At 43.7% G+C, this 23,168-nt stretch carries 25 protein-coding genes; 12 read left to right on the forward strand and 13 right to left on the reverse strand.

Going from position 1 to position 23,168, the window contains the following annotated elements; genetic code table 11:
* Positions 1-100: 100 nt before the first annotated feature.
* The 3 genes from CHRO_RS13790 to ligA all read right to left on the reverse strand — a co-directional run bounded on the left by CHRO_RS13790 (position 101) and on the right by ligA (position 3,630).
* Positions 101-1,153 (reverse strand): LysR family transcriptional regulator, encoded by a 1,053-nt coding sequence (locus CHRO_RS13790; RefSeq protein WP_015154825.1) that lies wholly within the window; start codon positions 1,151-1,153, stop codon positions 101-103.
* A gap of 108 nt (positions 1,154-1,261) precedes the next feature.
* Positions 1,262-1,417: a hypothetical protein gene (locus CHRO_RS32220; protein WP_158631888.1), complete on the reverse strand. Its 156-nt coding sequence runs from the start codon at positions 1,415-1,417 to the stop codon at positions 1,262-1,264.
* Between the two features lie 185 nt (positions 1,418-1,602).
* Positions 1,603-3,630 carry an NAD-dependent DNA ligase LigA gene (gene ligA / locus CHRO_RS13795; protein ID WP_219336152.1) on the reverse strand — a complete coding sequence of 676 codons (2,028 nt, stop codon included), beginning with the start codon at positions 3,628-3,630 and terminating at the stop codon, positions 1,603-1,605.
* A 518-nt stretch (positions 3,631-4,148) separates the two neighbouring features.
* On the opposite strand from ligA, the gene CHRO_RS13800 reads away from it, so the two are divergent.
* Complete coding sequence (locus CHRO_RS13800) at positions 4,149-5,381, forward strand: glycerophosphodiester phosphodiesterase (RefSeq protein ID WP_015154828.1); 1,233 nt, start codon at positions 4,149-4,151, stop codon at positions 5,379-5,381.
* A 63-nt stretch (positions 5,382-5,444) separates the two neighbouring features.
* On the opposite strand, the gene CHRO_RS13805 is transcribed toward CHRO_RS13800, so the two are convergent.
* On the reverse strand, positions 5,445-7,856 hold the full coding sequence (locus tag CHRO_RS13805) for an ATP-binding protein (protein ID WP_015154829.1): 2,412 nt from the start codon (positions 7,854-7,856) through the stop codon (positions 5,445-5,447).
* A 405-nt stretch (positions 7,857-8,261) separates the two neighbouring features.
* Between CHRO_RS13805 and CHRO_RS13810 the strand changes: the two genes are divergently transcribed.
* Positions 8,262-8,507, forward strand: a complete 246-nt coding sequence (locus CHRO_RS13810; RefSeq protein ID WP_015154830.1) for a hypothetical protein — start codon at positions 8,262-8,264, stop codon at positions 8,505-8,507.
* 92 nt (positions 8,508-8,599) lie between these two features.
* Here the strand turns inward: CHRO_RS13810 and CHRO_RS13815 are convergent, their stop codons facing one another.
* The 3 genes from CHRO_RS13815 to mnmG all read right to left on the reverse strand — a co-directional run bounded on the left by CHRO_RS13815 (position 8,600) and on the right by mnmG (position 11,743).
* Positions 8,600-8,917: a hypothetical protein gene (locus CHRO_RS13815; RefSeq protein WP_015154831.1), complete on the reverse strand. Its 318-nt coding sequence runs from the start codon at positions 8,915-8,917 to the stop codon at positions 8,600-8,602.
* A 282-nt stretch (positions 8,918-9,199) separates the two neighbouring features.
* Complete coding sequence (locus CHRO_RS13820; protein ID WP_015154832.1) at positions 9,200-9,805, reverse strand: TIGR04376 family protein; 606 nt, start codon at positions 9,803-9,805, stop codon at positions 9,200-9,202.
* Positions 9,806-9,820: 15 nt separating this feature from the next.
* On the reverse strand, positions 9,821-11,743 hold the full coding sequence (gene mnmG / locus CHRO_RS13825; RefSeq protein ID WP_015154833.1) for a tRNA uridine-5-carboxymethylaminomethyl(34) synthesis enzyme MnmG: 1,923 nt from the start codon (positions 11,741-11,743) through the stop codon (positions 9,821-9,823).
* Positions 11,744-11,867: 124 nt separating this feature from the next.
* Here mnmG and CHRO_RS13830 point away from each other — a divergent pair, with 124 nt between their 5' ends.
* The 7 genes from CHRO_RS13830 (at position 11,868) to CHRO_RS13855 (ending at position 16,358) form a co-directional block, all read left to right on the forward strand.
* Entirely contained in the window at positions 11,868-13,040 is a 1,173-nt protein-coding gene (locus tag CHRO_RS13830) for a coiled-coil domain-containing protein (RefSeq protein WP_146139700.1), read from the forward strand.
* A 147-nt stretch (positions 13,041-13,187) separates the two neighbouring features.
* Positions 13,188-13,871, forward strand: coding sequence for a GntR family transcriptional regulator (locus CHRO_RS13835; protein WP_106169880.1), 684 nt, complete (start codon positions 13,188-13,190; stop codon positions 13,869-13,871).
* 167 nt (positions 13,872-14,038) lie between these two features.
* Positions 14,039-14,716 carry a haloacid dehalogenase type II gene (locus CHRO_RS13840; protein WP_041463123.1) on the forward strand — a complete coding sequence of 226 codons (678 nt, stop codon included), beginning with the start codon at positions 14,039-14,041 and terminating at the stop codon, positions 14,714-14,716.
* Positions 14,717-15,199: 483 nt separating this feature from the next.
* A complete protein-coding gene (locus CHRO_RS32225; RefSeq protein ID WP_158631940.1) occupies positions 15,200-15,355 on the forward strand; it encodes a hypothetical protein in 156 nt (51 codons plus the stop codon).
* 30 nt (positions 15,356-15,385) lie between these two features.
* On the forward strand, positions 15,386-15,643 hold the full coding sequence (locus CHRO_RS13845; RefSeq protein ID WP_015154837.1) for a DUF1816 domain-containing protein: 258 nt from the start codon (positions 15,386-15,388) through the stop codon (positions 15,641-15,643).
* An 86-nt stretch (positions 15,644-15,729) separates the two neighbouring features.
* Positions 15,730-16,029 (forward strand): DUF1830 domain-containing protein, encoded by a 300-nt coding sequence (locus CHRO_RS13850; protein ID WP_015154838.1) that lies wholly within the window; start codon positions 15,730-15,732, stop codon positions 16,027-16,029.
* 110 nt (positions 16,030-16,139) lie between these two features.
* Positions 16,140-16,358: a DUF1816 domain-containing protein gene (locus CHRO_RS13855; RefSeq protein WP_015154839.1), complete on the forward strand. Its 219-nt coding sequence runs from the start codon at positions 16,140-16,142 to the stop codon at positions 16,356-16,358.
* Between the two features lie 11 nt (positions 16,359-16,369).
* Here CHRO_RS13855 and sufR read toward each other — a convergent pair whose 3' ends face one another.
* The 3 genes from sufR to CHRO_RS13870 form a co-directional block, all read right to left on the reverse strand.
* Complete coding sequence (sufR, locus tag CHRO_RS13860) at positions 16,370-17,023, reverse strand: iron-sulfur cluster biosynthesis transcriptional regulator SufR (protein WP_015154840.1); 654 nt, start codon at positions 17,021-17,023, stop codon at positions 16,370-16,372.
* Positions 17,024-17,232: 209 nt separating this feature from the next.
* Entirely contained in the window at positions 17,233-17,811 is a 579-nt protein-coding gene (locus CHRO_RS13865; RefSeq protein ID WP_041462475.1) for a GNAT family N-acetyltransferase, read from the reverse strand.
* A 135-nt stretch (positions 17,812-17,946) separates the two neighbouring features.
* Positions 17,947-18,531, reverse strand: coding sequence for an LOG family protein (locus CHRO_RS13870; protein WP_015154842.1), 585 nt, complete (start codon positions 18,529-18,531; stop codon positions 17,947-17,949).
* Positions 18,532-18,637: 106 nt separating this feature from the next.
* On the opposite strand from CHRO_RS13870, the gene CHRO_RS13875 reads away from it, so the two are divergent.
* The 3 genes from CHRO_RS13875 to rdgB all read left to right on the forward strand — a co-directional run bounded on the left by CHRO_RS13875 (position 18,638) and on the right by rdgB (position 21,043).
* Positions 18,638-20,074 carry a phosphoglucomutase/phosphomannomutase family protein gene (locus CHRO_RS13875; RefSeq protein ID WP_015154843.1) on the forward strand — a complete coding sequence of 479 codons (1,437 nt, stop codon included), beginning with the start codon at positions 18,638-18,640 and terminating at the stop codon, positions 20,072-20,074.
* Positions 20,075-20,198: 124 nt separating this feature from the next.
* Entirely contained in the window at positions 20,199-20,426 is a 228-nt protein-coding gene (gene nrtS / locus CHRO_RS13880) for a nitrate/nitrite transporter NrtS (protein WP_015154844.1), read from the forward strand.
* Between the two features lie 14 nt (positions 20,427-20,440).
* Complete coding sequence (gene rdgB / locus CHRO_RS13885) at positions 20,441-21,043, forward strand: RdgB/HAM1 family non-canonical purine NTP pyrophosphatase (RefSeq protein ID WP_015154845.1); 603 nt, start codon at positions 20,441-20,443, stop codon at positions 21,041-21,043.
* Between the two features lie 76 nt (positions 21,044-21,119).
* On the opposite strand, the gene CHRO_RS13890 is transcribed toward rdgB, so the two are convergent.
* From CHRO_RS13890 to thiD, 3 genes are all read right to left on the reverse strand, one after another.
* Positions 21,120-21,458: a P-II family nitrogen regulator gene (locus CHRO_RS13890; protein WP_039717719.1), complete on the reverse strand. Its 339-nt coding sequence runs from the start codon at positions 21,456-21,458 to the stop codon at positions 21,120-21,122.
* 252 nt (positions 21,459-21,710) lie between these two features.
* Positions 21,711-22,238, reverse strand: a complete 528-nt coding sequence (locus CHRO_RS13895) for a hypothetical protein (RefSeq protein WP_015154847.1) — start codon at positions 22,236-22,238, stop codon at positions 21,711-21,713.
* Between the two features lie 92 nt (positions 22,239-22,330).
* Entirely contained in the window at positions 22,331-23,122 is a 792-nt protein-coding gene (gene thiD, locus CHRO_RS13900; RefSeq protein WP_015154848.1) for a bifunctional hydroxymethylpyrimidine kinase/phosphomethylpyrimidine kinase, read from the reverse strand.
* Positions 23,123-23,168 lie beyond the last annotated feature (46 nt).

The raw sequence follows: 23,168 nt of genomic DNA on the forward strand, positions 1-23,168 counted from the left end.
AATTGCTCGATCGAAATTCTCAAAATTCCAGTTCCTTTGCACTGCTGAATGTTAAGGAACGCTGCCAAGAGAGTGAGTAGTAGGTAGAAGTGGCTAGTGGCTAGTGGCTAGTGGCTAGAATTACTTGCTCTGCCGCTCTACCCCTCTGTCCCTCTGCTTCCTTGTCTCCCTTGTCTCCCTTGTCCCCCTTGTCTCCTTCGTTCCCCCACGTCTCTTCTTCTACACTCAGTTTAGGTGGTACGAGTTCTCGCACCAGTTGCCAAAAATATTGAATCGGTGGAATGCTGAGTCGATCTTGACTTGTTACCATCACGACTTGGCGCGATAAGCTAGACCCTGGCGCAAGAGAACCATTGCTGTCGGTGTTAGCAATTGGACGAACGGCAAGGGTAGGATCGAGACGCGATTCTACCAGGGCAGACTGCGGCAATAAGGCGATCAGTTCTCCTTGTCGCGCTACTCCGCGAAAGGCATCGAGAGTATTCACTTCCAGCACGGCTTGGAGCGTAGCACCCAGGCGATCGAAACGCTCTTGGACTAAACGCTGCATCCCATAACCGTCTTTAAATACAACTTGAGGGTAGCGGATGAGTTCCAACCAGGGAATCTGTTCGTATTGTGCCAACGGATGATTTGCTCCCACCAAAACCTCAATGGGTTCATCGTATAGCACTTCCGTCACCATTTCTGGGCTGGTAGTTAAAAAACGATTATTCATGACGATCGCCAGATCTACCAATCCATCCTTGAGGACTTTTAAAGCGCGATCGCTACCCAACGCTGTAACGCGCAGTTGGACATCGGGATAATTGCGACAGAATTTTTGCAGTACCGGAGGCAAATAATGGGCGCATAAAGAATGGATTGCCGCAACACACAACTCCGGTTGTTTTCCCGCCATCAAATCTGCCAACTCCTCCGTAACGTAGCGCCATTCCTGGCAGATTTTACGGGCACGGGGCAACAGTCGCTCTCCTGCCAACGTCAGCTTAGCCTGTGCTGTCCGATGAAATAGCTGAACTTCTAGGTCGGCTTCCAAGGCTTGAATTTGCCTGCTGATTGTCGATTGGGTAACTCCACATTTGCGAGCTGCTTGCTGAAAGCTACCTGATTCCGCGATCGCCAAAAAGGCTTGCAACTGTTCTAGCCGCATGATGATGTAGCCTGAATTACATTTAAGGCATCAATCTAAATTAACCGATCTCGGCTCCAGGTTTAGTAGAACTTGATACAGCTCAACAGCGATCGGTGAGTGATGGGTTCAGCTTTCTGTTTGGGCGATGCTGTTGATTTGAGCATGGCAGTTGTTAGGTAACTGCGGGTTAGCGGGCGATCGCGCTGACTTTGATGCAGAAGTATGCCAATGTAAATATTGCATAAAGCTGCAACCAAAATAATAAGTGGTATTTCTATTCATTTTCTAAAAGTTAAAGAGATCGAGTAAAATGCCTAGTTTTTATACTTTGTACCTTCACTATTAGAAGGGCAAGTTTTTTTAACTAACCTCAGTATTAATACGAAAAAATTTATTAATTTTTTTGTGAGTTCTTCTCATGACTCGCTACGCACCAATCTTCACTGAGAACTGTCAACTGTCAACTATCAACTGTCAACCATTTCTAACAACTGTGCTTCGCTTAGTATTGCAATTCCTAGTTTTTGCGCCTTGTCTAATTTAGAACCAGCTTCTTCGCCAACGACAAGGTAATCTGTTTTCTTACTGACTGAATCCGTTACCTTACCTCCAGCCTTCTGAATCAATTCTTTTGCCTCATCCCGCTTCAGTGTGGGTAAAGTCCCAGTAATAACAAAAGTTTTACCCCCTAGTGGTAAGGATGCATCGTTTTGTCGAGCCGTTTCTTCAACCGCTTCCCCACCTAACTGCAAACCAGCTGCTTGCAGTCGAGCAATTAAAGACTGATTTGCTGGAATGCGGAACCAATCGTAGACCGAATGAGCAATTTCTGCCCCAATTCCGTAAACTGATTCAATATCTGTGGTTTTTGCTGCTGCTAACTGCTCGACTGTAAAAAACTTTTGGGTCAATACCTGAGCGTTGACGCTACCTACATGACGAATACCCAAACCATATAATACCCGCGACCAAGGTTTAGTTTTAGAAGCGGCGATCGCCTGCACCAATTTTTCCGCTGACTTCTGCCCCATGCGTTCTAACTGCATTAGTTTTTCAGCATCCAGATTGTAGAGATCGGCAACAGAATGAACCACACCGCGATCGACTAATTGATGGACTAGCTTTTCCCCCATGCCATTAATATCTAAAGCATCTCGACTCACCCAGTGTTCCAAAGCTCCCTTGAGAATTGACGGACAGGAAGCATTGACGCAGCGCGTAACTGCCCCTTCTTTGATAACGGGTTGGCTACATGTCGGACAATGGGTAGGCATTTGAAAAGGTTGGGTTCCGGCGGGGCGAAGTTCTAGCAACACCCGCACGACTTCAGGTATTATTTCCCCAGCCTTACGGACAATTGCCGTATCGCCGACGCGGATATCCAATTGAGCCACGCGATCGCTATTATGTAAAGTCGCGCGAGAAACCGTCGTTCCTGCCAACTGCACTGGACGCATAATTGCCATCGGAGTCAACGCCCCCGTTCTCCCTACATTCACCGCAATTTCTTCAACGCGGGTAGGGGCTTCCTCGGCTGCATATTTCAAGGCGATCGCCCAACGGGGAAACTTTTGTGTAAATCCCAATTGCTCTTGGAGGGGTAGAGAATTTATCTTCACCACTACCCCATCTGTCATGTAAGGTAAATTTAACCGTTCGGTATCCCAATAGCGATAATATTCGGCAACTTCCTGCACTGTAGGACATAACTTGCGATGGGGATTCACCTTAAACCCCATCTGCTGTAATAACTCTAAAGCTTCCCATTGAGTTTGGTAGACACTCGCATCATCTCTACCAGCAACGTGTAACGTATAAGCAAAAAAATCCAATCGCCGTTTATCGACAATGCGAGGATCGAGTTGGCGCAACGTCCCCGCCGCCGCATTACGCGGATTAGCAAATGGTGGTTCGCCCTTTTGCGATCGCTCTTGATTGATTTGCTCGAATACATCTAGGGGTAAAAATGCCTCTCCTCTCACTTCTACCTTTGTAGGAGGATTTTCCACCTGCAACCGCAAAGGAATCGCACGAATTGTCTTGACATTCTGGGTAATATCTTCACCCATCACGCCATCACCCCTAGTTACCCCGCGCACGAGTAACCCATTTTCATAAGTTAAGGCGATCGCCGAACCATCGATTTTGAGTTCGCATACGTATTCTTGTAGAGGTGTTGCATGCAACGTCTCTATAGGAGCATTCCGCCGCCACCGTTGTTCCCATGCCTTCAATTCGTCAATGTTAAAAGCATTTTCCAGACTGTAAAGCGGGATGTTATGACGCACTGAGAAGAATTGGGTAGCGGGTTTTTCTCCCACCCGTTGCGTTGGACTATCGGGCGTGATTAAGTGCGGATATTGGGTTTCAAGTTCCTGTAATTCTCGATACAGTTGGTCGTAAACCGAATCTTCCATTATCGGGTTGTCTAGAACGTAGTAAGCATAGCTAGCGTTTTGCAATAACTGCTGCAATTCCCGTACTCGCTGTTCCACCAACATCTCCTTCTACATCCCACTTAGCGTTCTTTTCTAGGTTACTGAGTTTCATCCATATCGTCGCCTCTATGGAGGACTAACCTTAGTTTATTTGTACTATTTTACGCAATAAACTGTGGAAAATCTCACTAAATCTTGATTGTTTTTCCTAACAAGTTTAAATAAAGCAAATTTAATTACGTAAATTGAATTCTATAAACACATAACCTAAAGATTGACTCGATCTGTTTATTTGATATTTATAAAAATTCTAAATCGTTCGCCAAAAATAAGTGGTTTTATCAAAGGCATTGCCCACCATGCATTGATATTCCACGCATTAAATAAAACTACTATATTTCAGAATATTAGTTATTTGAACTAATAAGAACAATTTTAATTTTTAGTTAAACAGGTCTTAATTATAAAACCGTATATTCACTGAGGTATAGCTAATTTAATGGTTGGTTTACTTATCAATTAGTTCTACTACAAATTCATCGCCAATTACCTATTACCATTTGAGGGATGAAAATATGTTGCGTCTTTCTCGCTTAATCGTGCTAGCATCAGCAGTTGTAGCACTAGTTGGTGCATATAAGGTGGATGCACAGCGATCGCCAGCCGATACATTAACAGGAAAACCGCCAATTGTTATCGGACACAGAGGTGCAAGCGGCTATCGTCCAGAGCATACTTTAGCAGCATATGAGTTAGCGATCGCGATGGGTGCTGACTATATCGAACCGGATTTGGTTTCTACTAAGGATGGCGTTCTAATTGCGCGGCATGAAAATGATATTACCGGGACAACAGATGTCAGCGATCGTCCTGAATTTGCCAAGCGCAAAACGACTAAAACCATTGACGGTATAGAATATACAGGATGGTTTACCGAAGATTTTACCTTAGCAGAAATTCAAACTCTTAGAGCTAAAGAACGCATACCCGAATTGCGTCCAGGTTCGGCACAATTTGACGGACTTTATGAAGTACCAACTTTGCAAGAAGTTATCGATCTAGCTAAACGCAAAAGTATTGAAACTGGAAGAGTCATCGGAATTTATCCCGAAACAAAACATCCTACTTATTTCGATTCTATCGATCTATCTTTGGAAGAACCTCTAGCCAAAGTCTTAAGACAGAATAATTTAGATGATGCTGACGATCCAGTATTCATTCAATCTTTTGAAACTGCCAATTTAAAGCAATTAAACAAATTAGTCGATGTTCCACTGGTACAATTATTCGATGAAGCTGATGCCAAACCTTACGATTTTGTTGTCAGTGGCGATTCGCGTACCTATGGCGATCTAACATCTCCTGAAGAATTAGAAAAGATTGCTGAATATGCAGATGGAATTGGACCTTTTAAAAGATTAATTATTCCCAGTGAATCTGTGGATGAAAATGGAGATGGCAAGCCAGATGATGTAAATGGCGACGGACAACTTAGCGAAGCTGATAGACGTTTGACAACAGAACCAACATCTTTAATAGATGACGCACACGCCGCAGGTTTACTCGTCCATCCGTATACTTTCCGCAACGAATCCTTCTTTTTAGCGATCGACTACGACAATAACCCAGAAGCCGAATACGAGCAATTTTATCGCTTGGGTGTAGATGGCTTATTTAGCGACAACCCAGATACCGCTTTTGTCGTCCGCAACCGTGTTGCTTGTGGAATGCAAAATCCGAAGTACAGCCAACAAAGTAGAAATCGCCGGGTTTGGAATTCTGGAGGTACGGGAAATCCCTGTCGGTAATATGTCACGCAAAGACGCAAAGGCGCAAAGAATGCTTAGCGTCTTCGCGTCTTGGCGCGATCTTTAAAGCGTGAAATAGAAAGTTGCACCCTCTCCCACCTTACCTTCCGCCCAAATTTGTCCCCCATGACGGTGAACGATCCGTTCGACGGTGGCTAATCCAATTCCAATACCAGGAAATTCAGCAGGTGAATGCAAGCGTCCAAACGCTACAAAGAGTTTGTCAGCATAATTTTGATTGAAGCCTGCACCGTTGTCGCGAATAAAATACACGACGCGATCGTTTTCTGGCTGTAAATTAAATTCAATCCGAGGATGGTTTTGATTTGCTGTATATTTCCAGGCATTACTGAGCAAATTCTCTAGCAGCACGCGCAACAGTCTAGTATCTCCAGTGACAATTATTTCTGGCGCGATCGCCCATGTAATTTGTCTTTCTGGTTGTGTTTCCTGAAGCTTGGCAGCGATTTCGGTGGCTAATTCACTTAAATTGACTTCCGTGCGTTGCAACTCGCTACGGTTCACCCGCGATAAAGCTAACAAGCCTTCTATGAGTTCGCCCATCTGCTGAGTGTTACCGCGAATGCGCTGGAGATAGTCTTTACCGCGATCGTCTAGCTTGTCTGTGTAACGGCTGAGTAATATCTGACTAAAGCCATCAATTTGTCTTAATGGCGCTCTCAGGTCGTGGGAGACTGAATAAGAAAATGCCTCTAACTCTTTGTTAACGGCTTCAAGTTCGGCTGTGCGATCGCTAACGCGGCGTTCTAAGCTTTGATTTAATTCTCTGATTTCTTGCTCGGCTCGTCGGCGATCGCTAATATCAGTAAAGGCAACGATAGCATAGACAATATTGCCACAATCCTCTCGAATTGGCGTAGCGCGGACTTCAAGGTGAAGAACGTTACCATCTCGATGCAGCGATAAATCGTCAACAATAACGGTTTCGCCTTTTAATGCCCGCATCATTGGTAATTCTTCAGTCGGGTAGGGGCGATCGCCGCGATAGACCTGATAAAATTTCACTAATTCCTCTGATGTCGCATCTGAGATAATGTTGCCGAGTAGATGCTGTGCTGTTTGATTGGCGTAAGAAATTTTACTAGTTGAATCGTGAACGATTACGCCCACGGGTACGGCTTCTAAAAATTGATGCAATTGCCTTTCGCTAGCTGATAGCGCTACATTCAAGTCTTGCATCTCGGCAAAAGACTTTTGCAATTCTACTGCCATACTGTTGAAGGATTTAGCCAGTTCGCCAATTTCATCCGAACGTCCGAGTTCTTCTACGGTTTTATCCCATTCTCCATTGGCGATATGTTTAGCACTAGTATTTAGGCGTTGAATTGGTTTGGCAATCCATCGAGTTGTAAAAATTCCAATTATGACTGCTACGAGTAAAGCCACGACACATAGTACAATTGTTGTCCGAGTCGTGGCGTAGATATCTTCCATGAAATCGGCTTCTGGTATGACTGCGACTATCAGCCAGTCAATCCCCCAACTATCTTGAAAAGGATGTATGTCTACAAAATATCGTTGGCGATCTTGGCTAAATTCTAGCCGTTGTGGGCGATCGATATTTATAAATTTGTGCGAGTTTGTCGTTAGATATCGCGCCGTAGATCGAACCAAGAGATTTTTACTTTCTGATGCTTTGAGGCGTTGCAATTTGCCTCCTTGTACGATAGAGAATGGCTGATAATTATCTGAAGATGCTACCAGCAAACCAGAGCGATCGAGGATAAAAATTTGTCCCGATTTACTAATTGGGATATGGTGTAGATAATTGCTAATTCTTGAGAGTTTTAAAGGAGTATCTAAGACTCCAAGTAAATTTCTGTTTTGGTCGTAAACTGGTAAGACTGCATCGATCGCCATCTCTTTTTGATTGAACCAAATATAAACAGGACTCCACGCAGCTTTACCCTTTTGAACTGCTTCTTGATACCAGGGGCGAGTTCTTGGATCGTAATATGGAGTGACTTGAACGAGTTTTCCTCGCTGTCCTTGACTGTTGACTGTATATGTATAATATTTGGGATTGGATGGATCGTTGACAACTTCAATATGCAGCCTGCCATCTGTGAGGCGATCGATCCCGACATACTCTCCTTTCTGATTTCCCCAAGCTGTATAGGGAACGATCTCAAACGACTGCATTTGGTTTAATAATAAGCTCTCAAATTCAGCTAAAGGTGCTGTTCCTAGACTCTCTTCAATGACGTTTTGATTGACTTGATTGAGGAGATGTGGTGTTTGTAAATAAGTTTTTAGTTGTAGGTAAAGGCGTTCGGCAATCTGAGTTTGCAATCGTTCGGAAAGATCGTTGACTGCCCTTTGTCCATTTTGAAACGAAAGATTCCCTACCAATCCTACTATTGCAATAACTTGCAACACAAAAGCAGTTAGAAGGAGATTTTGTAAAGAAGTCTTACCTAAGACTTGGGTAAGGAATTTATACAGAAAGCGCATAGAGTTCTAAGCTGGTTGCCCGATCGAAGCCGCGATCGCGCTGTGGCGATCGTCATTCACAATTGCATTGTTGACTTACTCTTCTTAGATTTACAATTAGTAACTAAAAGCTATTTACGGAAAATTAACTATTAATAATTATAGAAATAGAGATTTTCTTAACATATATTTTATTACACTAATTAATATTAAATTCAGCAACCGCCTCTGTTGTCAGACAATGGGTATAGTCTTCATGATGTCAAGCTTTTGCAATATTTTGTATACTAGGCAATGTCACGCAAAGACGCAGAGGCGCAAAGGATACTTCGCGGCTTTGCGTCTTGGCGCGATCGCAAACAAAAGATGTCATTTAGGTAAGAAATCGATTATCCTCTATCTAGCTACAATTTGGAGGAGATGGAGATGAGAATCTGGATAGCCTGCTTTTTCATCCTGTTTGCGATCGCTCAGTTATTCGACTGGATGAAACACTTGTCTTTACCGTTGCCTATTTATATATTGGGAGGCTTGTTTTTAGCGATCGGTTCAAATTCTAACAAAAGCATTTTTGGTAAAGTTATTGACGATCTACTAGCTGATGCTGGCTATCCTGGCGATCGATCTGGATCGGATAGTGGCGATCGTTTTTTAGATGAAACAAAATCGTAATCAGTTGTTAGTGACTAGTGGCTGGTGACTAGATACTAAGAATTTAGCTACGCACCACACATCACTCTCTAGCTTGTTACTCGCTGTCTCTATCAGTTTAAAAAACTCATAAAAATAGAAATATTTGTCATAAATGTAACTACAGTACCAATAATGACTCCTTTCATTCTGCCCCACTGTTGCGTGCGTTTTAACCACAAAATAATAGGAATTGCATAAAATAATTGCCATATTCCTAAATAGAATCCTACTAAAATTGTATTTGCCGCTAACAGAGGATTAAACATGCTAATAAAAAATGCTGCAACTTTTAATACCGTTAAAATAGCTAGATGAATTCCTAGTAGAAAAAACAATCCAGAAAGGATTTTTTGAAATTCTTGTTGATTGAATCTTTTTTTAGTTTTCATTGTTATTAATACTCTTTAGCTATATTTTCATCTTTGCTTACAACAGACGGCTAACAACTTAATATACCTGAAATCAAATTGCCAAATGGGATTATTCTACCACCCAATTGAACGATATTAATTTAGAGCGCTTAGCGATCGCGCGTTCAAGAAATCGCATCAAAATTTGTTGATTGGGCAACAGACATTAACTCTCGCCACATCAGCAACAGAATTTAGCAAGAAAATCTGAAAAATCTCGTTTTCAGTATTTTGACTTTTACCTTTTAACTTTTGACTTCCTTATTTCCCCAAATTCCGTTTTAGCTTTTCCAACTCATCGTCAGTTTCCCAACGGCGAAAAGCTGCATCCAAATCGTCTGCACCGCTGGAGAAGCTGCGACTTTGATTCCAGCCAGCCGTATCAAAGCGTTGAGAAGACTGAGTAGCACGATTAGCCTGCACTTGTGCGGCTTTTGCTTGTACCTCCTGACGGCGTTGCTGCACTTTTTTGAGTAATTCTTTAGCTTGACTAATCCGTTCCTTAATTCCTTGCATTTGTCCCCAGCGTTGATTTCCTTCGCGCAATAACGCTGCTTCTCGCTGCTGTGCTGGTTCTGCTAAGTCAAGCCGATTAGCCGCTTTTGCCTTCTCAATCCGAATGTGCCATTTTTGAATTTCTTGTGCTGTAGTGAGAATTTCATCCTGCGATCGCTTTTCTTGTAACTGGAGTTCCGCAATTAACTTTAAAGTATCTTCCTCTTGTTGCCGCAACTGTTCCGATAGCGCTTCTATTTCTAAATGAGGATTGTTCCGCAAGAATTCTTCTAAACGGCTTTCTAAAAAACGGCTGAAATCGTCAAATAAACCCACTGTGAGAACTCCAATTAATAAATGTAGGGTGGGCATTGCCCACCCTACTGTCTATGCTAATACTGTCGATTCAGTAGAGGTACGACGAGAACGCACCTCCAAGTAAACCAGCAGTGCGTTGACATCCGCTGGATTTACGCCACCAATTCGCGCTGCTTGTCCGATCGTCAGCGGTTTAACTTTAGCAAGTTTTTCCCGCGCTTCTTTCGAGAGGGTGTCAATTGCCCCATAATCTAAATCTGGAGGTAAGGGACGATTTGCTTGACGGGCGATTTGGTCGATTTGATTTTGCTGGCGTTGTAAATAGCCAGAATACTTAATTTCAATCTCCGCTGCTGTTTTTTCTACCAGACTCAGATCGCTATTGCCCAATCCGTGAGTTTCTAAATTGGTGTAATGGAAACCAGGACGACGCAACAGATCGGCTAAAGTAATCGAACCTTTAATTGCTTGTTGAGTCGCAGAGGCGATCGCAATGCCGATCTCATCGTGTTCTTTCAGCCGTGTCGTATGCAACCGTTCTTTTTCAGTGGCAATATTTGTCTGCTTGCATGTAAACAATTCCCAACGGCGATCGTCAATTAAGCCGATTTTCCTCCCTATGGGAGTCAAACGGCGATCGGCGTTATCCGATCGCAACAATAACCGATATTCCGAACGACTGGTCAGCATCCGATACGGTTCGCGTAAGTCTTTGGTACACAAGTCATCAACTAACGTGCCGATATAACTCTGTTCGCGGGGAAATACGATAAATTCTTGGTGACGGACAAATCGCGCTGCATTCACCCCAGCCACAAAACCTTGGGCGGCGGCTTCTTCATAACCCGTCGTACCGTTAATCTGTCCTGCACAGAATAAGCCTTCAATTTTCTTCGTCATCAGCGTGGGATAGCACTGCGTCGCGGGTAGATAATCGTATTCCACCGCATAAGCAGGACGCAGCATGGCGCAGTTTTCTAAACCGGGTAGCGATCGCAGCATTTGCAACTGAATTGCTTCTGGTAGCCCTGTGGAAAATCCTTGAATATAAAGTTCGGGAATATCTCGTCCTTCCGGTTCGATAAAAATTTGGTGGCTTTCTTTGTCGGCAAACCGGACGATCTTATCTTCAATACTAGGACAATAGCGCGGTCCCTTCGCATCCACCCAGCCGCCATACACGGGCGACATGTGTAAGTTTTCTCGAATAATTCTATGGGTTTCTGCTGTCGTACGGGTAAGGTAGCAAGGCACTTGTTCCCGTTCCACCCACACTTGAGGATCGAAACTAAACCAGCCGACTTTCTCATCTCCTGGCTGAATTTCTAAATTACTGTAATCTACCGATCGCTTGTCTACTCTGGCGGGAGTTCCCGTCTTCAGCCGTCCGGTTTCAAAACCCAGCCTATTTAAAGTATCCGTCAATCCTTCTGCGGCAAATTCTCCGGCGCGTCCGGCGGGCATGGATTTATTTCCTACCCAGATCCGTCCGCCGAGAAACGTTCCTGTTGTCAGTACGACTGCTTTGCACTCAAACGCTACGCCGAAGTAAGTTTCTACCCCGACAACTTCATCGTTTGCACCCAGGACTAAATCTGTCACCATCCCTTCGCGGATCGTCAGATTCTCTTGGTTCTCTACGATGCGCTTCATCACAGCCGCATATTCCCGCTTATCCGTCTGCGCCCGCAACGCCCACACAGCAGGTCCTCTAGAGGCATTCAGTATCCGCTTTTGCAGATACGTGCGGTCTGCGATTTTGCCAATTTCTCCACCCAAAGCATCCACTTCATGAACGAGTTGGGATTTAGCGGGACCTCCTACTGCTGGATTGCAAGGTTGCCAAGCAATTTTATCGAGATTCAACGTCAGCAGCAAAGTTTTACAACCCAAGCGTGCCGCAGCTAGGGCAGCTTCACAACCAGAATGCCCTGCGCCGACGACAACGACATCATAGGCATCGAGAAATTGAACGGAAGTAGGCGATCGCATGGTCTTGCTTGACTTGAAAGCAGTAGTTACCAATCTCGATTGTAACTGTTTCGACCGTCTCCGAAATTTTGGCGATCGCTTCACATTCTATTTGTAGACTATCCAGCAGTTTTACTGAGGAGGTTTGCCGCAAGCATACTCTAATTTAGATGTGAATAGCTCGGAATCTGAGAAAAATTCTTTTATGTCTGGTGTTTTCAGTCTTCTCTATCGCAAATGGTTGGGTAAATTAGAATACTTACTCATAGCAATTTCTATTCTTAGCTTTATTGCTTCTTTCTCAGGCAATAATATTTTTACTATTTCAACTCCTATTTTTTTATTTCTATCTCTGCACGCTAATATATCTAAACAAAAATATCTGCATGAAAGTCGCCAGCCACAAGATCGATTTTTTCAACTAGAACAGCTTGTCTTGTCTCGCGATGCCAATCTTGCTGACATTCAAGCTACATTATCTGAAATTGATAAGCTATATTTAGATTTTTCTCAAATTCAACAACGATTCGTTATTATCGAAGATTTTTTAAAACCATACAGACTTGATACTCAAAACTTAAATTTACAGCAACTTTTGAACGGGTTGGAAGCAAATATTAAAAGAACAGAACGACAATACAATCAGGGTCAAATACTAGAATCACAACTAATTTTACAAGAACAAATTACTCATATAGAAGAACAATTATTATACAATCTCGAAAACCATACGCCAGCCCCCGACAACCTTCAGACGTTGACTCAGCAAATTCAAGATTTAAGCGATCGGGTAGTAAGTTACTCAGATGTTCAAGCCGAAGATCGAGTCCAACAGTCGCAAGTTAATGAAAAAATCCAAAAGTTAGAGCGGCAATTTAATAGCTTACCATTCATTGAATTCTTAAATCGGATAGCACAATTAGAAGAACTGAACGAACAAGTTAAAAATAGCTTGACAGAATCTAAGCGCGTCACAAAATCTCTGAAAGGAGAGGTTGAATCGGTCAGTCAAAAACTCCAATGTATAATTGCTACAGCCTCAACTGCACAAACTGAAAATTGCGATCGCCAGCCATCTTCAGAACTACAAGCAAGCTACGAGCAAAATGCAGAAATGACTCAGCGTCTTGCTAAAGAAGTTAGCTCTTTACGCAAACAAACGCAAGCAATTTTGAGTAGTTTATCAGCTAGAATTACCCAGCTACGCATAGAGGTCGATAAGCAACACCATTCTGAGATATCTCCAGCTAAAATCCCAGTAAATACAGACGAACTAGCAACCTGGGCGGGAGAATTTGGCGATCGCATTCCCAAGTAAGTGTACGTTGTAGGGGCGCACAGCTGTGCGCCCTTACATATCGTGGTGCAAGATTTCATCACTGTAACCAGCAATTGTAGATTGTTGACAATCTACAATCTACAATCTATCATTCTTGGTAGTGCTAACCTTTTGAGGTACGAAGTGGTGGAACGCAGACACTCGAACCTGGCAATAGTCGCGAAAAGTTTGGACATTCAAGCAGCTGAGGCGATTCGAGAACAAATTCTCAGTGGCGGATTTCCGCCTGGTTCGCGCCTGCTAGAAATTCCGCTATCAGAAGAACTCAATCTCAGCCGGGGAACGATCCGTTCTGCATTACAACAGCTGACTTACGAGGGTTTGGTGGTACAAATTCCCTACAAAGGTTGTGCTGTGTTGGAACTGAGTTCTCAAGATGCTTGGGAACTGTATACGTTACGCAGTGCATTAGAAGGTTTAGCCGCCAAATTAGCTGCTGCTGCAATGACAGCCGATAAAGCTGAGATTTTAAATAGTAGTTTAAAACAACTGATTGAGGCAACAAAAAGCGATCGCCGTGGTAAAGTTGCAGATGCAGACTTTGCATTACATCAAGCGATCGTCCAGCTATCAGAACATCAGAGATTGCAACAACAATATCAAATTGTCGGGCAACAAATTCGCTTGTATATTGCCTCTTGTAATACTCTAATTCCCGATGTCGAAGAAATTATCGAGCAACATAGGTTATTAATTGAAGCAATTTGTTCTGGAAACACAGCTATTGCCGAACGAATTGCTAAGGAACATAATGCCGATGGGGAAGAATTGATTAAACATTTAGAAAAAGTAGAAATCAAAAACTTTTAAAACAAAAAAATTGTGTATAGTTTTGTTTTGGCACAATGCAACGATTAGATGTTATACCAATTCTATTTATCCTTGCACTAAATCGGTCGCTCATAGCCCCCCTTGTTAAGGGGGGTTGGGGGGATCTTCCGTGGCGCAGTCAGATCAAAATGGTATTAGGAGTCACCATGAAAATCGATTTAAACAACTATGAAGCTTTAACCTTTGACTGTTACGGTACGATGATTGATTGGGAAACTGGTGTTTCAACAGCGATCGCCCCTATTCTTTCTAACCATAATATCCAACTAACCAACGAACAGATCTTTGATGCTTTTGGTGAAATCGAAAATGAAATAGAAGCAGGCGAGTATATTAAATATCGGCAAGTGCTGAGAAATGTTGTCAAAAAAATGGGCGATCGCTTCGACTTTACACCAAATCCTACAGAAGTAGATGCGCTAGCCAATTCTTTAACTAGTTGGCAACCCTTTTCTGATAGTGTAGAGGCGTTAAAAGTCTTAAAACAGAAATTTAAACTAGCTGTAATCTCTAACGTGGATAACGATTTGTTTGCTGAAACAGTGAAACATTTACAAGTTGATTTTGATTATGTTATTACAGCAGAACAGCTAAAAAGTTATAAGCCCTCTCATAATAATTTCTACGCAGCATTTGATAGAATTGGTTTACCTAAAGAAAAAATATTACACGTTGCAGCTAGCGTGTATCACGATATTGTACCCGCTAAAACATTGGGTATGACTGCGGTGTGGGTAAATCGGCGCGGAGTTAAGCAAGATTCTGGTGCAGATTTAGAAGTACCTGATTTGAAAACTTTAGCCGCTCTGGTTGGTCAAAAGTAGCGATCGCTTTTCAGTTAGATGACGTAAATTTCATCTACACGGCACTATCGATTGTTAGAAAAAAGTGTGGAAGATCCGACTAACTTCTGCTAATAACGAGCGCCGCAAACACATGTAGGTCAATTTTTAGCGCTTCCTTGCCAAGAAAGAACGTTTAACACTAATACTTAATAAAACCGAGATAAAAAGAGTGAGTAAGCAAAAAAGGTTGTTTTAAGAGCATTTTTAGACAATTCGACACAATAAATCCCCATCACGCTCACTTGACTTAAACAACAAGTATGTTGCTAAACTAGTCAACAGCTTAAACAACAGATATGTTGCTTAAGTGAATAACAGACGCTCTGACAATTATCTGATGCACGCATTCGCTGAGCTATACACACTTAGCTGGGTAAAGTTTTGAAACAGCGTAGCTTGTGGATAGCACGGCACTGAGTTATTGTCAAGAGGAGCAAGATAGTCAAAGCACCAGCTTGTAGTGTGGAAAGGAGTTTTGCGATCGAGACAAAAGCGGATTGCGTTTTTGTTGAGATTCGGATTAACCGTAACGCGATCGAAGGGTTGGCAAACTTTAAAGTAAAGCAGCCAGGGCAAGTGGAAGTGAGTAAGGCAGAAAAGGTGCTGCTGAACCTGTGAACTTACGATCCGGTTAGATATAGGAAAGATATGAATGCCATCTGGAACAACGTTAAAGAGGGTGCGATCGACTTCTGCCACAACTTTGGCTGGGCATGGTGGCTAGAAATTGACACCCAGAATCCACTCTGTACGTATTACTTCGGTCCCTTCCTTACTGCTAGAGAAGCTCAAGCTGCGAAGACTGGCTATGTAGAAGATTTAGAGCAAGAAGGAGCTACAGAAATTATGGCAACAATCAAACGCTGCAAACCAGAAAAATTGACGGTTTCAGCAGATTTGGCATAAAAGAGCGTCCCAGTAAAATCAGCATTCAGCACTCAAATGTGGCATTTCTTCGGGAGAAAACTGAGTTTTCAAAGGTTTCCATAATCATGATTCAAGTACTCGATCGCGCTGCAACAAACCAAAGTAGCGTTCTGTGCTGCTATACCAATGCTACTAACAGCCTTCAAATTGCCCGCATTACCAATATTCCTCACTGGTGGTTTGAGCGAGTTGTGTTTCCAGGGCAAAGATTATTATTTGAAGCCGTACCAGATGCCCGGTTAGAAATTCATACAGGTGCGGCAAGCGGCTCGATTCTGTCGGATAAAATTCCTTGCGATCGCCTTTGCGTCGGTGAATCGTCAGTTCATTCCGAGGACGACGAGTTCAGATCGCGCAACTATTAGCACTTGTGCGAGTGCAACTGAAGTTGAGTAGACTAAGGCAGGAAAACCAGGACTATGGAAAACATCAAACCAGATTGGAGTTAAGCATAACCTGAATTCGAGAGCATTTCATGTCTCAACTAGAGCAACAAAACTTGGAATGGTGGGCAGAAATCGTGACCGATCGCCCCCTTTGTACCTACTACTTTGGACCTTTTGCCACAGCTAAGACTGCCAAACTCGCTCAGCTAGCGCATATAGAAGATTTCGAGCAGGAAGGAAGCAAGATCGTCTTTGTAGCCGTCAGGCGATGCCAATCGCAATTACTAACAAGCTTTGAGGATGAATAAATTTACATGTATCATTTCGCTTGAATCGAGTAGCCGCAGCAGCGATCGCCGCTATTCATCCATTGGGTGCGCTCGATAATACACTCTGGCAAAACCGCCGCAAAAATTTCTAACTCATGACCGCAAACAAAGGAACATGACTTGGCAATTTTGGCGATCGCGCAGTTATGTTCGGTGAGGACAAATTTATCCTTGGAATTACTAGGATCGCCACTTACTACTAAATGCCATTCTGCCATGTACCCTTCTCGTTGACGAAGTTCTACTAGTTTTGCCACTCGCTCTTGCAGCGAACCGTTTCCCAAGTATTGGCGATATTTGACAACTTTACGTTCCCACTGCTGGCGGAGAATTGCTCTTACTTGTTCTTCCCCCACCATGTCCGTTAAAGTATCTAAAAATGAAATGGCAAACTCATCGTAACTATGGGGAAAGCTAGCTCTTCCTTGACGGCTAAGCTGATAGACATGATGCGGTCGCCCCATGCCAACTGGCATCGGTTGATACTCAATCAGCTGCTCATTCTGCAAATTTTTCAGATGCCGTTGTGTTGCTTGCCGACTAATTAATAAAGCTTTCGCCAACTGCTGTGCTGTTGCTTGTCCTTGTTTCAGCAAATAAGCCAAAATCTCCTGTTTGGTAGAATAAGACTCAGTGGTTGTCATAGTTCTATCTCCTAACCTATTCAGTAATAGGTCAAGGGCAGTTGGAACTGTTTGCCAATCCTTCTCTCAATAATCTGCATTACTGAGCAAAGCAATTGTTCGGCTTGAGTAGCGCTTTTGTTGTTGAGCTAGCCTTATCAAAATTATGCAACAAAATTAGGCAACAAAGTAGTTGTTTAACTCCAGAGGGTAGCCAATTACAAGCAATCCTAGCTATGGTGGGAAAAGTCAGATTTTATATGCAGACTATATAAAGAACGATCGAATTGATACTCTTCGCGAGAGATAGCATAATACAGCACGTCTAATCCTTCTTTATTAGCGCGCTGGACAAATCTCATACCAATTCTTTCCATTACTCGCACCGAAGCAATATTTTCAACATCAGTATTAGTAATAATCTGCTGAAATTTATGTTCTGTAAATCCATATTGAATCATGGCTGTTGCAGCTTCTGTTGCTAGTCCTTGCCCCCAATATTGCGGTGATAAGCCATAAAGTAATTGTAATTCTGGTGGATTGTCGTAGAAGAATCGGAAACCACAGAAACCAATTAATTCTGAATTATCTTTTAACAAGATACTCCACTGACCAAAACCATGCTGTTCAAAACATTTAGTATTATTTTCAATTTCTGTGGCAACCCATTCTCGCGGCATAATTTTATCGTCGCATAAGTATCTTCTGACTTGAGGATCGATGAAAATGCGATGCAAGTCATCTAAATCTTCTTTCACATAAGGACGAAGTTTGAGACGGGATGTATGAATTTCTATAAAAGGAAACATACTTTCTATTAGTCCGCGTAGGCAGACTTGGTTTGTGTAGTCGCGAATTTTATTCACCCAATACTCAATTACTTACTACACTTATGTCGAACAAACTTCGGCAATAGTTTAAGATATGTATCGCCAAACGAAAATTCAAATCTCAGTATCTTGCCTCAACCACTTTTCAACGGTTATTGGCTGATAGTTAGCTAACAAATCAAGTAAATCTTCAGATGACGACGATTCTAATACCAAAGAACGTAATTCCGATCTTAAAAAATCTTCTGTAACGGCGCGATCGAATAACTGTAATAGCGGATCGTAATAACCCTCAACATTTAATAAACCTTGGGGTTTTTGATGCAATCCCAACTGCGCCCAGGTAAGAATCTCGCAAAATTCTTCCAACGTGCCATATCCTCCAGGTAAGGCAATAAATGCGTCGGCTAATTCTGTCATCAATGCTTTGCGATCGTGCATGGAATCGACGACATGTAGTTGCGTCAGTCCGTTGTGGGCAATTTCCTTGTCAACTAAAAACTTGGGAATAACCCCAATTGCCTCACCACCTGCGGCTAAAGCGGCATCGGCTACCATACCCATCAAACCTACATTACCACCACCGTAAATTAAGCTTAATCCCCGACGCGCGATCGCCTCGCCCATTGCTTGGGCAGCTTCTTGGTAGATAGAACGATTACCCGTACTGGAACCGCAGAATATGCAAATAGATTCCATAAAAGTTCCTCAAATTCATCAAACGTAATCCAGAGGCGCAAACTTCTTCATTGCTTATTAAACCAGAGATGTTAAGATCCAGCGTTAGGGTTCTGGGGTAAATACCATGCCAGGAATTGGCAATAAAATCAAGTTTGGTACGGATGGTTGGCGCGGTATCATTGCTGATGAGTTTACATTTGAACGCTTAGCGTTAGTTGCACCGATCGCCGCTCAAGTTTTAGCACGAACGTACGGTAATACTACAGGTAGCAATACGATTATTGTGGGCTACGATCGCCGCTTCATGTCAGAGGATTTTGCCCGTGCAACAGCCCAAGCCGTTACAGCGGTAGGGTTTGACGTACTTTTATCAGAAACTTATGCTCCCACTCCTGCTTTTAGTCTAGCGGCAAAACAGCACAACGCTCTGGGCGCTTTAGTCATTACTGCTAGCCACAACCCAGGTAGCTATTCAGGATTGAAAGTTAAAGGCGCTTTTGGCGGTTCTGTCCCGCCAGAGGTGACAAAGAATATTGAATCTTTATTAGATCGTCCATCCTCTACCAGTGCCAATCCTGGGAAAATGACAACATTCAATCCTTGGTCTAGCTACTGCGACACTCTACGGGCAAAAGTCGATCTCGATCGCATTCGCTCGTATATTACTCAAGGTAAACTAACAGTCTTTGCTGATGTGATGCACGGTGCAGCCGCAGGGGGACTAGCACAGATATTAGAAGTACCAGTCAACGAACTTAACAGCGATCGCGATCCGTTATTTGGTGGCGGCGCGCCAGAACCATTACCAAAATACCTTTCCCGTTTATTTGAAACCATCCGTACCCATAGTGCTGAAAAAGGCAATTTGGCTGTAGGCTTAGTATTTGATGGCGATAGCGATCGGATTGCAGCTGTAGACGGACAAGGTAATTTTCTTAGTTCCCAAGTCCTGATTCCCATTTTGATCGAACACTTAGCCGTAAATCGCGGTATGAAAGGCGAACTCGTCAAAACTGTCAGCGGTTCTGACTTAATGCCCCGCGTTGCAGCTTTACATCAGATCCCAGTTTCCGAAACTCCGGTGGGATACAAATATATTGCCGATCGCATGTTGGAAACCCAAGTTTTGCTTGGGGGTGAAGAGTCAGGCGGGATCGGTTATGGAACGCATATTCCCGAACGAGATGCTTTACTTTCTGCCTTATATGTGCTAGAAGCAGTGACGCAATCTGGACTAGATTTAAGCGCCCTCTACCAGCAACTCCAGTCAAAAACTAACTTTCACTCTGCCTACGATCGCATCGATCTACCCTTAGCAAGCATGGAAGTGCGATCGCGTCTCTTGGATCAGTTGCAAACTCAGCCCCTCAAAGAAATTGCTGGAAAAGCTGTAGTCAACTGTCAGACGATTGATGGCTACAAATTCCGCTTGGATGATGATAGCTGGCTGATGATTCGCTTTAGCGGCACTGAACCTGTCTTGCGCTTATACTGCGAAGCATCAACAATTGAACAGGTGCATCAAACCCTCAATTGGGCAAAGGATTGGGCGGAAAGCTAGGGCAGGGGGACAAGGGGGATTTTAGATTGAATTTGAAATCTAATATCCAAAATTGATTCACCAGATACTCTTGACGGTTCGCCCGTCAATTTAAAATTCCCTCGGTGGCTATTCTCTACTTTCCATGAAAGCGATCGCAGGATATTTCCGCAGTTTGTTCGATCGAAAATTTGTCTTTACGGGGTTGAAGACCGCTCTATTTGTAGGCACGATCTTGTTTACGATTAATCATGGTGGAGCATTGCTGCGTGGAGACATGGATCGGGAACGCTGGATATCTGGAATGCTGACTTACCTCATGCCTTATTGCGTCAACGTCCACGGTCAGTACATAGCTCGCCGTAGACTATAGACGGATACAAGTAAATGAACTCAAAATCCGAAATCCAAAATCCAAAGTTTCTGGTTGTTGCGACTGGCAATCCAGGTAAGTTAAAGGAAATGCAAGCCTACCTGACCGATCTAGACTGGGAATTGACCCTCAAACCGTCAGATCTGGAAGTTGAGGAGACAGGCAATACTTTTGTTGCCAACGCTTGCTTGAAAGCTTCTCAGGTAGCAAAAGCAACTGGACAATGGGCGATCGCTGACGATTCTGGTTTACAAGTCGATGCTTTAGGTGGCGCTCCTGGGATTTACTCTGCCCGTTATGCTAAAACCGATGCAGAGCGGATCGAACGGGTTTTACAGGAACTAGGAGACGCGGCAAATAGACAGGCGCAATTTGTCTGCGCGATCGCGATCGCCCGTCCCGATGGCGCGATCGTCCTGCAAGCCGAAGGCATTTGTCGCGGTGAAATTTTGACTGCACCACGGGGCATAGGAGGCTTTGGCTACGATCCGATTTTCTACGTTCCCGATCGGCAAATGTCATTTGCCGAAATGCCACCCCAACTGAAACACGAAATTAGCCATCGCGGACGAGCCTTTCAAGCCCTGATTCCCCAGTTGCAAGTGATGCATGGATAGTGACTAGCGGCTAGACTCAATTCTTGTCACTAGCCACTAGTTACTAGTCACTGATAACTGATAACTGAGAACTAGCCTAAACTGCCTCCAGATTCTTTTCACCTGTCCGAATGCGGACGACTTCTTCCACAGGACTGATAAAGATCTTGCCATCGCCAATCTCTCCAGTACGGGCGGCGGCGATGATTTTGTCTACTACCATGTCTACCTGTGCGTCTTCGATGACGATCTCTACTTTGAGTTTTTGCAGAAACTCTACCGTATACTCGGAACCGCGATAGCGTTCTGTCTGTCCTTTTTGTCGTCCAAAGCCTCGGACTTCTGAAACTGTCATGCCCACAATGCCAGCGTTGACGAGGGCAATTTTCACTTCATCGAGTTTAAAGGGTCGGATAATTGCTTCTACCTTTTTCAATTTTCTCACTCCCGTTTGTTTATCGTTTTATATTGGTGTGTTTTACTGCTGTGATTCACCAAAGGAAAATTATCTCTTAGTTTGAGTGCGATCGCACTGTTTGAATTACTGCGTAGATTGCCTCCATCCTGTTTTTCTACACTCGATCGATCCCAAATGCAATAGCTGGAACTTATTTGTAGTATCATCCTCTAGTGTGAAGTATCGTATTAATTAATACATTTTTTAGAAGAAGGCAGTCAGTGCGATCGCTTAACGATTGGATGTTAGAGGGCGAACCAGGAGAAATCCAGTACTAAATGCTGTCACGACTACGATTGAAACTGCGATCGCCAATCCCCAGCCATTCATTCGAGTAGCGTCCGATGGGGAACGGTGATGGTGATTATCTGCTTCCACTTCTTCAACTGCTACAAATTCTGAAGCATGTCCGCCGCCAGTTTTCATTGTCACACCGCCTTGGTGTCCGGCACGACCAGCCGGCGGGCGCTTTGGTTTAACTCGATCCTCTCGTTCGGGGCGATCGTTTTCTATTTGGTTCGCCACAGTCGTATCAACCACTTGTTGTAGATAGGAAACATGCTGTACGACTTTTTCAATTTCTTGGCGGAGGTGTTGATTTTGTCTGGCTAGCTGCTGATTTTGCGACTTGAGAGCGTCAATTATCTCCTGGGTAGCTTGCAACTCCAATGCCAATTCCCGATAGACCGAAAGTGGCACAGAGGGCATATAGTGATGAGATGTTGGATGATGATGAGCAGAGCTGGAGCTAGATCGCATGGTTAGCGCCGTCAAAAGAAATATTCGCCACCAGTTTAGCCAGATTTTGCTACTTTCACAGCTAAGTTGTAATATTTATCAGTTATTAGGAGTCAGGAGCCAGAAGTCAGGAGGGGAAAGAAATGCCCGACAGGTCCTTGTCCTTTGCCAATGTTGAGGGCGTGTTTCAAGGCTGTGGTAACGTATTCTTTCGCTTGCCGTACAGCAGTTAATGGCTCTTTCCCCAAAGCGAGATTGGCTGCGATCGCGGCGGCTAGGGTACAACCCGTACCGTGGGTATTTTTTGTATCGACTTGGGTTGTCGTTATTATCTCCAGGCGATCGCCATCAAACCAAACATCAACGCCGCGCACCTCTCCTAACATTCCTCCACCCTTGACTAACACAGCCTTTGCTCCCGTCCGGCGAAAAATGTCCTCAGCCGCAGCTTTCATGTCATCTAAGCTATGAATTTCTTTCCCACTTAAGATCTGCGCTTCGTAGCGGTTAGGGGTGACTATGGTTGCTAGAGGGATGAGTTGCGATCGCAAGCTTGTTACTGCTGCATCATCAATTAACTGCGCTCCCGTGCGCGACACCATCACGGGATCGACAACCAATTTATCTATACTTAAGCTCTCAACTTGCTGGGATACGGCTGTAATAATTTCCCGGTTGAGCAACATCCCAGTTTTTACACCTTGAACCCCGATATCCTCAACCACCGCTTGAATTTGAGCAACAACAGCAGCAGCAGGTAAAGCATCAACTCGCGTAACATCCAAAGTATTTTGAGCCGTGATACAAGTAATCGCACTCGTACCGTGTACGCAATGGAAGGCGAAAGTTTTCAGATCTGCTTGAATTCCAGCCCCGCCGCCGCTATCCGATCCCGCAATTGTCATTGCGACTGGTACTGTCGCTGGTAGCGAGTTATGAGTATTGTGTAAT

Origin of the sequence: Chroococcidiopsis thermalis PCC 7203, assembly GCF_000317125.1 — a bacterium.
In the GTDB taxonomy this organism is placed as follows: domain Bacteria; phylum Cyanobacteriota; class Cyanobacteriia; order Cyanobacteriales; family Chroococcidiopsidaceae; genus Chroococcidiopsis; species Chroococcidiopsis thermalis.